10 protein-coding genes are annotated in these 11878 nt (G+C 42.2%); 4 read left to right on the top strand and 6 right to left on the bottom strand.

The annotated features are described in order from the left end of the window. The first annotated feature begins 44 nt into the window (after positions 1–44). A complete protein-coding gene (gene radA / locus N480_RS22670; protein WP_063374700.1) occupies positions 45–1415 on the top strand; it encodes a DNA repair protein RadA in 1371 nt (456 codons plus the stop codon). A gap of 9 nt (positions 1416–1424) precedes the next feature. Then, positions 1425–2351 carry a hypothetical protein gene (locus tag N480_RS22665; RefSeq protein WP_063374699.1) on the top strand — a complete coding sequence of 309 codons (927 nt, stop codon included), beginning with the start codon at positions 1425–1427 and terminating at the stop codon, positions 2349–2351. A gap of 46 nt (positions 2352–2397) precedes the next feature. On the opposite strand, the gene N480_RS22660 is transcribed toward N480_RS22665, so the two are convergent. Continuing rightward, positions 2398–3732: a peptidoglycan DD-metalloendopeptidase family protein gene (locus N480_RS22660; RefSeq protein WP_063374698.1), complete on the bottom strand. Its 1335-nt coding sequence runs from the start codon at positions 3730–3732 to the stop codon at positions 2398–2400. Between the two features lie 151 nt (positions 3733–3883). On the opposite strand from N480_RS22660, the gene tyrS reads away from it, so the two are divergent. Continuing rightward, positions 3884–5083 carry a tyrosine--tRNA ligase gene (tyrS, locus tag N480_RS22655; protein ID WP_063374867.1) on the top strand — a complete coding sequence of 400 codons (1200 nt, stop codon included), beginning with the start codon at positions 3884–3886 and terminating at the stop codon, positions 5081–5083. Between the two features lie 34 nt (positions 5084–5117). Here tyrS and N480_RS22650 read toward each other — a convergent pair whose 3' ends face one another. From N480_RS22650 to folE2, 4 genes are all read right to left on the bottom strand, one after another. Then, positions 5118–6059 (bottom strand): cobalamin biosynthesis protein CobD/CbiB, encoded by a 942-nt coding sequence (locus N480_RS22650; protein WP_231102310.1) that lies wholly within the window; start codon positions 6057–6059, stop codon positions 5118–5120. 3 nt (positions 6060–6062) lie between these two features. After that, positions 6063–6770: a 5'-methylthioadenosine/S-adenosylhomocysteine nucleosidase gene (gene mtnN, locus N480_RS22645; protein WP_063374696.1), complete on the bottom strand. Its 708-nt coding sequence runs from the start codon at positions 6768–6770 to the stop codon at positions 6063–6065. 119 nt (positions 6771–6889) lie between these two features. Beyond that, on the bottom strand, positions 6890–7480 hold the full coding sequence (locus N480_RS22640; RefSeq protein ID WP_063374695.1) for a DUF2726 domain-containing protein: 591 nt from the start codon (positions 7478–7480) through the stop codon (positions 6890–6892). A gap of 102 nt (positions 7481–7582) precedes the next feature. Beyond that, entirely contained in the window at positions 7583–8503 is a 921-nt protein-coding gene (folE2, locus tag N480_RS22635) for a GTP cyclohydrolase FolE2 (RefSeq protein ID WP_063374694.1), read from the bottom strand. Between the two features lie 260 nt (positions 8504–8763). On the opposite strand from folE2, the gene arcB reads away from it, so the two are divergent. Continuing rightward, positions 8764–11091, top strand: a complete 2328-nt coding sequence (gene arcB / locus N480_RS22630; RefSeq protein WP_063374693.1) for an aerobic respiration two-component sensor histidine kinase ArcB — start codon at positions 8764–8766, stop codon at positions 11089–11091. Between the two features lie 7 nt (positions 11092–11098). On the opposite strand, the gene arcA is transcribed toward arcB, so the two are convergent. Beyond that, positions 11099–11824: a two-component system response regulator ArcA gene (gene arcA / locus N480_RS22625; protein ID WP_063374692.1), complete on the bottom strand. Its 726-nt coding sequence runs from the start codon at positions 11822–11824 to the stop codon at positions 11099–11101. Positions 11825–11878: the final 54 nt, after the last annotated feature.

The following is an 11878-nucleotide window of genomic DNA, read 5'->3' as shown; positions in this document are numbered from 1 at the left end:
TTAATGGGTTTTTCCTTTTAAGCAATAACTGTGCCTTGATTTTTATGGGAAAAAAGAAAACCGCATTTGTATGTAGTGATTGTGGAGCGGAATTTGCTCGTTGGCAAGGGCAATGTTCTGAATGTAAAGCTTGGAATACTGTAACAGAGTTTCGTGTACCTTCTGTGAAGGCAGCTCCTCGTAGCGCTGGCACCACTGGTTATGCCGGTGTGGTAGAAGCAAAAATCCAAACTTTAGATGAAGTTAACCTTGAATCTTTGCCTAGGTTCTCAACCGGTTTTAAAGAATTTGACCGTGTTTTAGGGGGAGGGGTTGTTCCAGGAAGTGCTATTTTAATTGGCGGTGAGCCAGGCGCGGGTAAGAGTACGTTGCTGTTACAAACTATGTGTTTGTTGGCGCAATCTATGCCAACTCTATACGTGACAGGTGAAGAATCATTACAGCAAGTTGCTATGCGAGCCAAACGCTTGGGGTTGCCAACGGACAAACTAAAAACGCTGGCAGAAACTAATGTTGAAACAATTTGTCAATTAGCACTGCGTGAAAAGCCCGCCATCATGGTTATTGATTCGATACAAGTTATGCATATGACAGATGTTCAATCTGCCCCAGGAAGTGTTTCTCAGGTGCGTGAAAGCGCGGCTTATTTAACACGATTCGCCAAACAAAACCAAGTAGCTATCGTGATGGTAGGCCATGTTACAAAAGATGGTACATTGGCTGGTCCTAAAGTACTAGAGCACTGTATCGATTGCTCTATTTTGTTAGAAGGGAGCAGTGACAGCCGCTTTAGAACATTACGGGGCAACAAAAATCGCTTTGGCGCGGTCAATGAACTTGGTGTATTTGCCATGACGGGACAAGGGTTGAAAGAGGTAAGCAACCCCTCTGCAATTTTCTTAAACCGTGGAGAAGAACAGACACCGGGCTCTTTGGTTATGGTGATCTGGGAGGGGACTCGTCCTTTGTTAGTCGAAGTTCAGGCGCTGGTCGATTACTCTCAATTGGCCAATCCAAGGCGCGTAACGGTAGGATTAGAACAGAACCGTTTAGCTATGCTGCTTGCGGTATTACATCGTCATGGAGGCTTGCAGGTCGCAGATCAGGATGTTTTCGTTAACGTTGTTGGCGGTGTCAAAGTGAACGAAACAAGTGCTGATTTGGCTTTGATCACCGCACTCGTATCGAGCTTTAAGAATTATGCATTGGATAAACAGTTAGTTGTATTTGGAGAGGTCGGTTTAGGTGGAGAGATAAGGCCTGTTCCAAGTGGTCAAGAGCGTTTACGCGAGGCTGCAAAACATGGTTTTAAACGCGCAATCGTACCCGTTGCAAACAAACCTAAAGAAGTCATCGAAGGTATGGAAGTCATTGGGGTTTCTAGCCTGAGCGATGCACTACAAGCTCTATTTTAAGGAAGTACTATGAATAAAGTGGCTATAACAGCCGTTGCTATTGCCGTGTGCGGCGCAGTCGGTGCAAATTGGTATGCGAATAACCAAGCTAATGAGGTAATCGCACACCAAATGCAACAATTCTCGGAGCAAACGGGGTTTAATGTTAATTACGAAAATGTCGACTACAGCTTGCTCAGCAATACAGTGGTAATAAACAACGTTTCTTTCATGAATAAGGAAACAAGCCTACCACTGATTGATATTTCAAGCCTTTCAATTGCAGGCTATGAGTCAGATAAAATCAGCCCGTACACAGAGCTTGTTATAAACGGCTTATCGTTTTCTAGTGACTGGCAAAAAGAGCCGATGAATGCTGCGGTCTTGCCTGATAGCATTGTAAAAGCGCAATATGATTTGGTTGCCTCTATGAGCTTTGATGAAAGTAATGGAGACAGCGAGATCAAGTTCTCAGCATCGGCGCACAATATTTTAGATCTTGTTATCGACTTTAACATGACCAATAGCCAAGACCTCATGAATTTGCAGCGTGAAATTGACAAACTGCACGAAAAGGGCGAGATGGACCTAGAAGCTGAGCTGCAAATGCAGAGTAAAATGATGAGTGCAATGCAGGCGATACAGCCGAAAGCATTTTCGTTTTCACTTAACAATGATGGTGAGCTAAAAACCTTGGTCGATGAGCTTTTACAAAAGAATGGCTTAGACCACACTCAATTACAATCGATGTTATCGGCCCAGCTAGACGCAGTACCTGCTAGCGAAGCGAACAAGCAAGCTGTAAAAGACTTTGTAGGCGGTTTAAACTCATTTGAAATAAGCATGGCATTTCCTGAGCAAACAAGCATGATGCAGCTAGGTATGCAATTACAACCATTGGCGGCTGATCCTCAGGCATTAGAGCAATTTTTGAAATTAAAAATGGTTGGAAATTAAAATTAAAAAGGCGAGGAGATCCTCGCCTTTTTAAATAGTGATGTTGTTATTTGTCATTCAACGCCAGCATTAACTCACGTTTGCGCTCCAAACGTACCACCATCTTATCAGCAAGCGGTTTAAACTTGGCAAGCTCTGCCTTAGGGAGCGGTAGTGACTTAGGCAGCTTTACTGTTTTAGGATTGCGGTGTTGACCGTTTACCAAAAACTCATAGTGTAGGTGAGGCCCTGTCACTCGACCAGTTGCGCCTACAGTTCCAATCTTTTGCCCTTGTTTAACTCTTTGCCCGGTTTTTACATGCTTCTTATGTAGGTGCAAATATTTCGTTGTATATTGCCCCCCATGTTCAATGAACACGTAATTACCATTTAACCTGTTATAACCCGCTTTGGTTACTTTACCATTACCAGCTGCTACGACCGGTGTGCCTACTTTCGCTGCGTAATCAATTCCCCTATGGGGACGAACTTGTTTGGTTACAGGATGCAGCCTGCGAGGGTTAAAATTAGAGCTGATGTACTTAAAGTTCACAGGTGCCCGCAAGAAGGCTTTTTTCATACTGCGGCCTTCAGGCGTATAAAATTCGCCATTGGTGTGCCTAATCGCTGTGTAGGTGTCACCTTGGTTTATAAACTCAGCAGCGATAATTTTGCCATTGCCAATTTCTTCACCATCTACAAAATGAGTTTCATACACTAGGGTAAACGAGTCGCCTTCTCTTATATCGTTAGCGAAATCCACATCCCAGCCAAAAATATTTGCAAAGTTCATAATTTGTCTTTGCGTCAGGCCAGCAGAGATACCAGCCGTCCAAAACGAAGATCTAATTTTTCCACCTGAGGTTTCTTCTCTGGTTTCAATTTCTTTACTGGTAATTTGCGTTTCGTAGTGACTATCGTCTTTTCGAGTGACATACAAGGTATCCGTTTTGGATAGTACATACTTTAACTGTGCTAAATTGCCTTGTTCATCGCTTGCAAAGCTTAATACTTCACCTGGGTGGATTTTGGTGAGTTTGCGTGTTTCTGCATTTGTGTTGACAAGCTTATGCAGCGTTTGCGCGGAGTAACCTGCGCGTTTGAATAAGATAGCTAAACTATCTCCTGATCTAACTTTATGATCAACATAGTTGAAGTGAACTGTGTCCGTTTCTTCTTCAGAGTGCGTATGTTCTTCGCTTAATTCGGTGATTTGTTCTTGTTGTTCTTCCACCTTAATTGGAAGCTCATAGCGTTTGCCTACTTCTAGCGCATCATCTTTGTGATCTCTAGATGCAGTGGCCTTCTCTGAAGGTATCAAGGCTATCCCAATCATTGTAGCTAACAGCCCAGCAATGAGCATTTTATGTTTTTTGGGTAGCTTCTTTACTGCAGGTACCATAACGTGCCTTTTTCGCTGTCAAGAATTTTTATGGATAATAGTGCAGCATATACGTAATAAAGCGTTAATACCAGTATTTTGTGCATTTAAACTCCGTGAAATATAGGCTAGAATCGAGCGATAAACTGAATTTTGTGTTGGAGTGATAATGGTGGACATTGAAACTGCATTTGCTGAGATTAAGCGCGGTGCAGAAGACATATTGATTGAAGACGAATTGAAAGAAAAACTGAAGTCAGGGAAAAAGCTGCGTATTAAGGCTGGATTTGATCCAACAGCGCCGGATTTGCATTTAGGCCACACAGTTCTAATTAATAAATTAAAAACTTTCCAAGATTTAGGTCATGAGGTTATTTTCTTGATTGGTGATTTCACAGGTATGATCGGTGACCCAACTGGAAAAAATGTAACGCGTAAGCCTTTAACGCGTGAAGATGTGCTAGCGAATGCTGAAACCTATAAAGAGCAAGTATTTAAAATTTTAGACCCAGAGAAAACAACGGTTGCGTTTAATTCTCAGTGGATGGAAAAATTAAGTAGTGCCGACATGATTAAGCTTGCATCGCGTCAAACTGTAGCTCGCATGCTGGAGCGTGATGATTTTAAAAAGCGTTATGCTGGCGGACAAGCAATTGCTATTCATGAATTCTTGTATCCATTAGTACAGGGCTGGGACTCTGTAGCACTTGAAGCGGATGTTGAGCTAGGTGGTACCGATCAGCGCTTTAACTTATTGATGGGGCGTGAATTACAAAAAGAAGAGGGGCAAAAGCCTCAAACTGTATTGATGATGCCACTGCTAGAAGGAACGGATGGTGTTCAGAAGATGTCAAAGTCACTGGGCAACTACATAGGTATTACGGATGCACCAACAGAAATGTTTGGTAAAGTGATGTCGATTTCTGATGATCTTATGTGGCGTTACTATGAGCTACTCAGTGCTAAATCTCTGACTGAAATAGACGCGTTAAAAGAAGAAGTGGCAGGTGGCCGCAACCCTCGCGATATCAAAATAGATTTTGCTAAAGAAATGATTGCACGTTTCCACAGTGAAGATGACGCGCAAGCAGCCCATCAAGACTTTATCAAGCGTTTTCAAAAAAATGCGCTACCAGATGATATCCCTGAAGTCGCGATCGAAATCGAAGGTGAAACGACCTTTATTGCGAACTTATTAAAAGAAGCTGGCTTGGTTGCAAGTACGTCTGAAGCGATGCGTATGATCAAGCAGGGTGCGGTTAAACTAAATGGTGAAGAAAAGGTAACGGATACTAAGCTAGAAATCGCCAAGGGTAGCACAGAAATTTACCAAGTTGGTAAACGCAAGTTTGCTAAAGTAACAGTCAATTAAGTTGTTTCTAGGCCAAGTAAAACACTTATTTGGCCTAGGTTAAATTTATCCCCGCCCACATCAAGCCTGTTAAACCCAACCAAAACCACCGCATTGTGCCTTGGAGTTTGAGCATGTGTTGAATGTCTTCTACCGTTGGTTGGCGATCACTGCCAATACGAATGTTTTCAAATCGTTGACCGTGATAAAAGCGTGGCCCAGCGAGTTGCACATTTAGGTTTGCCGAAAACAATGAGACGATCCAGCCAGTGTGCTTATTACTATAGTGTTGAGCGTAATGCTTGAGATAATGCTGTGTTTTCGCAAAGTTTTGTGTCAGTGACATCGTAATCACAAAGGCGCGTAGAGGTAGCCATTCGAGCACATAAATAGCCCGTTGCACTGGGGCTAGAAATGGGTGGTTTGGACTCAGTAGTTGTCTCCAACTGTGATCACATAGCATCATGAGCTTATAAGCAAGTGCTAGGTATGGACCTCCAACTAAATAAAATATAAGCAATAGATAGAACTGCCTGACCGAATTAAGTGCCAAAGAGTCTAAACAAGCTTTAATTATGCCAATCTCAGATAAAGATTGTGTATCTCTTGCTACCATCGAGCTCAAAAGTTGTTTTGCTGAACCTTTTTGGCTCACTGTTAATAGCTTGGCAATTCTTCGAGCGCGTTTTTCAAAATGTGTATCTAGACATAAATATAAAATCAGCCCGCCAAACCACTGTGGGTAAAATGAAATAAATGACAGGGCAAATAATAATGCCATGATAGTGATAATCGGCAATGTAAAAGCCAGTGTGCCAGAGAGAGTATGATGGCTTTTTGCCATGTTATCCCTGACGACGCGCTTAGCAAGATTGCTGGCGATCAGAGTGAAAAGCGTATTTGGGTGGTAAAGGTTTGATAGCCTTAAGGAAAAAGCACAAAAAATAGCTAGATAAAATATCAGCAAGCCCTCTTGGGCTTGCAATATTTGTAGCACCACTTACAGCGTAACCTGTTGAAGCTTTTCTAGTAGTGCGACTACTAGCTTAGATGAGTTGACTGATGCCACTTCTAAATATTCTTCAAAAGATTGAGGAGATTCTTTGCCAGCGATATCAGACATAGAGCGGATCACGACAAATGGTGTGTCTAGCACATGACAAGCTTGTGCGATTGCCGCGCCCTCCATTTCAACAGCTAACATGTTAGGGAAATCTTGACGTGTTTTTTCTATGCGGACAGGATCACACATAAACGAGTCACCCGTACAGATTTGGCCTACCATAGTTTGGATGCCTTCAACGGCATGAATACTCTCTTTTGACGCTTTAATGAGGGCTGGGTGTGCGGCAAACCCAGCTGGCATTTGCGGTACTTGGCCCATTTCGTAACCAAAAGCAGTTACATCAACATCGTGATGGCGAACTTCGTCAGAAATAACAATGTCACCCACATTTAGAGAAGGTTCAAAACCACCTGCTGAGCCTGTATTGATAACGCAATCAGGTGCAAAGTTATCAATCAACAGCGTCGTGGCTACTGTCGCTGCAACTTTGCCAATACCTGACTGAACTAATGTTACTTCGTGGCCGCCTAATTGGCCTGTAAAGAAAGTAAAGCCGCCTTTTTTTAGCGTTTGAGGAGATTGCATTGTGTCACGTAAAATAGTGACTTCTTGCTCCATCGCACCAATAATGCCGATTTTCATAATTTGTCTCTTATGGATTTATTTATTGCTCATTATATACATTCTTATTTTGAAAGCATTATTTAGGCGGGGAAATCTGAGAACCTAGCTGCCTGACGAAGCAGGCAGCTGGGTATTAACTAGATTTCAGCAAGCTGTGTGCTTGCAGCTTTTGCTTGAGAAGGTGATAAAACTGCTGGTTTGTAATTGCGCTTGCGAACTGGCTTTGTTTGATCCGGCTTTTGACCAAGCTTGAACAAGATTGCAGCACGCACTTCTGGGCTTTTATAACCAGACTTAATTTTCATTCGGATATGAGGGATCCCAGCAGACTCAAGGGCACCACTGACAAACCAATCTTTTTGCGCTTTATGCCCATTTTTATTGGCATTATTAACCAAGTCTACGGCGGCAACAATATTTAAAGTACTTTTATCGACTAAGACATAGTCGAGCTGTTTATTTTGCGCTTTCGTTATGGCTGAGCGGCGAGCTTTTTTTGATAACCCCGGCTTGCACTCGATAACGTCGACCAACTTTACTCGACTAACTATTTTAAATCTGTCGCCAACTGCGCGTTCTAAAAGTTGTAAGAATGATGCTTCTACGGTTGAGAATACAGAATCTTTGCGATTAAACGGATAGGGGTTTCCGCCCGCGTCGGTATACTTTGAAATTACAATTGAGGCAACAACTACGAGCGCTAAAATAGCTAACAGTGTAAGTTCCATAAATCACTCCACGACAACAATTTGACTTTGTATTTAATAAGCAAAGAGTGTGCCGAAAAGTGATTTTTAGGTTTGCGAAGGCTGAAAACCTTCGCGAGAGGGCTAGGCTTGATAGCCTCCTTGAACACCTTTAACCGCATAGGCTACAGCATCATGCGCATGCAGTGATTCGTAGTGGTTAATTTTTACATAGAAATCGAGGTAGTTCTGCGTATTAAAAAGTGCTTTTAATTTTCTTGCTGCATCTTCACAAAACATCAAGTTTTGGCCATTCAATCTAGCAAACTCTTGCTCGTCTTCTCTTTTAACCGCTGTTTGCACCGGCGTTTTTAGCTCTTGCTCGACCAAATCAACAAGGCCAAGTATATCGAATTCAGTCGTATCTTGTGGTAACTGGACCTTTATATTGGCGATTGAACGCTGTGAATGTGGTGTTGCAACAATACCCTCTGTTGTACCTAGCCAATTGATGACAGTTTCATGATCTAATTGCTGACCGGCAAACTTTTCTTCAAATGCATTTTGAATTAATTGTCTAGCAAGGGCGGCAGAGCAAGGGCATGTTGAAGAGTACGTAACGTCAATTGCCAACTCCATTTTGATTTGGTTGTCTCTTAAGACGGCAGAAATCGTGACCGGATAATTCTTCCAACCTCGTTTACCACTTAATAAAGAAGCACGTCGCAGAGGCAATTCAAAAGCGATAACAACTTTTGCTGCTTGACTCAAATCTTTATGCGTTGTCAAAAATTGGTCAAGTAACGCTGTTAAAGTGATGGGAGTTAGGGTTTGCTCGCAAGATAACTTATCCAAAGCCAAAAATAATCGTGACATGTGGATGCCTTTGGCATCGGCTTTGTCTAAGCTAACAAAAGTGTCTGCTTTTGCTGTAACGGGAATATCATTTAGTCCTTTGCTACTCAGTTGGAGTGGCAATTCTATATTTCCCATTCCGACCCAGTCTAATGTTCCCGTTTTTAGCGCATCTGCACAGTGCGCAATGTCTGGCATTGAAGTTGGCATTTAAACTCTCTTTAATCACGACCTAAAACGCTCGCATATTACACTAAAACAAGACGTTTTGCTGTTGATATTCTGATTTCGCATAAAGAAAATATAGGCTAATGTGCAGTATTTGATACATTATCACATAAATTTTATGGGTATTCATGAGTGAGCAAGTAAATGGAATTTTAGATTATTCAACAAAGTTACAGTGTTAGGCTGCTCGCATATGTGTTCAGCTAAGGTATAATGGCTGCGTTAACAAGGTGACTATTATTATGCTTGATTCTTCATTTGGGTCTTGGGCTCGAATTCTTTCCAATTTGGTTCGTAAATACGGAGAACGTAAAGCCGGTGCAATTGCATATGTATTGGTGCTTATCGCTTCACTCGTTTTATCCTGTATGTTTTTTTACGTTGCATTGGGCTCTGTAAGCTTAGTGAACGTGTTGTCGGTCGTGGTGTTCGCGGCATTGACATCGCCGTTACTAATATCTGTTGCAGTTTTTGCAATTCGTCAATTGGAAAGTTCGAAAGAGTATTTAGAGTCAGCGACTCAGCAAGAAAAACTCTTAAATCAGACACTAAAAGACAATATTAATCGCCTAAATAACGAAATAGATGAAAGAAAAATGGCATTGCATGCCAAGCACAGGGCTATTGCTGAATTGCGTAATGAGATCACCGAACGTCGCAAAGCTGAACAGGAACTCGCTCAACAGAGCATGTTACTTCGTTCGATAGTGGACTCCTCGCCAGATTTATTTTACTACCGAGACGAGCATGGTGTGTTTGCTGGCTGTAACAAGAAGTTTGAACAAGTCATAGGCATTGAAAGTGCAGGGCTAATTGGTAAAACTGCCGATGAAATTTTTGCTGAACATTTGGTACCAAAAGTATTGGAAACGGATGAGCAGGTAAGTGCAACGCAGCAAACTATTTCACTCGATGTTGAGTACCCTGTGAAAGACGAAAACCGATGGTTTGAAATGCGAAAGTTACCCTTTATTAATAATGAAGGGGAATACATTGGTTTATTGGCTTTTGGCCGTGATATTACCAGCCGTAAAGAAGCAGAGCAGGCGCTTGAAACAGCTTATAAGGACAAGGGGAAATTTATTGCCACCTTGAGCCACGAACTACGCACGCCACTCAATGGTATTGTGGGCCTTACTCGAATGTTACTTGATACTGAATTGACACAGCAGCAAAAAAGCTGGTGTAACACTGTATTTTCAAGTGCAGAGACGTTAGGCAATATATTCAATGACATCATCGATCTCGATAAAATTGATAGAGAACAACTTGATATCGCGACAGACAGCATTAATGTGTCTGACTTTATTAATGATGTTGTTAACTTCTCAGACTTAATTGCCGGACAAAAAGGCCTAGAGTTTAAAATAAAGCGTACAGGTGTATTAGATATATACGCTCTGCTAGACCCAACTAGATTGCGTCAGGTGCTATGGAACCTGATAAACAATGCAGTGAAGTTTACACACAGAGGCAGCGTAACTTTAGACTGTCGCCGTGAAAACAGAGAAGATGGCCCATGGTTAACCATGAGTATTATTGATACTGGGGTTGGGATCTCCGCTGAACAGCAAGATAAAATCTTTGACATGTATTACAAAGCACCGGACGCTGAGGGGAACAATGCGATAGGGTCTGGTATTGGGCTCGCAGTTACTAAAGCACTGGTCCAGGCTATGAAGGGCAGTATTGAAGTCAAAAGTGAAGCGGGCCAAGGCAGTCGTTTTGATGTGGAAATCCCGTTAGAACTATGTAGTGCTCCGAACCAGCAAAGTTATGCAGGCAGAGGGCTGTATATTCTCTTGGTTGAAGATGTGCCTCTGAATGCTGAGATTGCCACTAACTTGCTTGAACAACGGGGTCACGAGGTTATTTGGGCCGAAACTGGTGAAGATGCCTTGTCACTAGTGCAAACTGAAGATGACCTTGATTTGATTTTGTTGGATATGCAATTGCCAGATCTCAATGGTGATGAAGTGGCTAGACAAATAAGAGATGATAGCCACTTCGATGCGTTACCAATTGTTGCGCTCACTGCAAATGTACGAAGTGCTGAGCAGGAGCTGCAGGGTATAAGCATTCAAGGTGCGTTGGCAAAGCCAATCAACACGACTAAGTTAGATAAAATGCTGGCTGAATTGTTTGGCATTGACAATGCCAAAGAGGAAGTGGGGGCGTGTAGCAACGATACCATCGAAGTACTGGAAATAGAGCGAACTTTATTAGATATAGAAACGATCACTGATTTTGTATCTTCAATGGGGGTCAGTACTTTCAGAAGAAGCTGTGAATTGTTCGGTAAACTAAACCCAACGTATTGTGATGAGCTCAAAGCGGCTAACAGCGAAGGTGATGAACAGGAGTATGGTTCAGTAGCACATAAGTTGAAAGGGGCAGCCGGCTCTGTAGGCCTAAAATTAGTACAGCAGCATGCTAAGGTAATGGAAACTCAATCTGCTGAATCAAATAAAGAAGAACGTGAAGCGTGGATAGTTGAACTTGAAGAATTAATAAGAGAAGGGCAAGAAGCCCTTCACTCATTAATTGCAAAACTCGCTGAAAACTCGTAGCGAAAGATTACTGCTGAGTGTTATCGATTTTGCCAATGAAACGATAACCTTCACCATGAATTGTGCTGATAAGCTCTGGTGTATTACTGTCAGTTTCAAAATGCTTACGAATACGGCGAATCGTAACATCTACAGTACGGTCGTTAGCGCGTAGCTCACGGCCAGTCATATGTTTAATAAGCTGCTCACGGCTAAAGATACGACCCGGAGAGTCTAGCATTAGGCGCAGAGCTCTGTACTCACCTTTCGGTAAGCGCTTTGATTCACCTGTTGGAGATGTCAAACAACGGCTGTTTTCATCTAGTTCCCAACCATTGAATGTGATTACACCGTTGCTGTCGATAGTCGACTCTTCAGGTGTAGAACCAGTACGTGAGATAAGGTTACGTACACGGATAGTTAGCTCACGAGGGTTGAATGGCTTAGTGACGTAGTCATCTGCACCGATTTCTAATCCTAAAATTCTATCGACATCGTTGTCACGACCCGTTAAGAAAATTAGGCCGACATTTTTTTTCTGGCGTAACTCACGAGCCAAAATTAAGCCGTTTCTACCTGGTAGGTTTATATCCATGATTACACAGTTGACATCGTCATTTGCTGTCAATTTTTCATGCATATCATCGCCATCAATGGCTTCAATTACCTTGTGACCTTCGGCTTCAAATAAACTAACGAGGTTCAGTCGAGTTACGTCTTCATCCTCAACAATTAGAATGACTGGCGTTTGCATTATTAATTAACCTTTTCGGAATGTTTTATTTACAAAAACTTCGGTGTTATATAA

Origin of the sequence: Pseudoalteromonas luteoviolacea S2607 (genome assembly GCF_001625575.1) — a bacterium.
GTDB lineage: Bacteria > Pseudomonadota > Gammaproteobacteria > Enterobacterales > Alteromonadaceae > Pseudoalteromonas > Pseudoalteromonas luteoviolacea_E.
Note: the sequence above shows the minus strand (reverse complement) of the source record. Positions and strands in the feature narration are given on the sequence as shown.